Origin of the sequence: Mesorhizobium sp. (assembly GCF_005063415.1) — a bacterium.
Lineage (GTDB): Bacteria > Pseudomonadota > Alphaproteobacteria > Rhizobiales > Rhizobiaceae > Mesorhizobium.
In genome coordinates, this window is record NZ_SUEG01000232.1 from 4,798 (window position 1) to 5,064 (window position 267).

A 267-nucleotide genomic window follows, 5' to 3' on the forward strand; every position below is an offset into this window, starting at 1 on the left:
CAGCCTTCGATCCAGATCGTCTTCCATCTGAGCCAGCGCCAGCCCCGCCCGACGCTGCGCGCCGGTATCCGGATCGCGAAGCAGAAACACGTCGCGATAGAGATTGAGCTTGTTCTTGAAGTGGTAGCTAACCAGCGCCACCGGCACATCCGCATGGCCGGCGATCTGGCGAAGCGACGCGCCTTCAAAGCCGACTTCGGCGAAGATCTGCTCTGCGGCCTTGAGAATGCTGTCGCGGGCGCTGCCATCGCCTGAGCTTCCATCGCC

Annotated in this window: 1 protein-coding gene; it reads right to left on the bottom strand. The window is 62.9% G+C overall.

Going from position 1 to position 267, the window contains the following annotated elements:
• On the bottom strand, nt 1-228 hold a 228-nt coding region (locus E5W70_RS33240), incomplete at its 3' end, for a helix-turn-helix domain-containing protein (protein ID WP_366509762.1).
• Nucleotides 229-267: the final 39 nt, after the last annotated feature.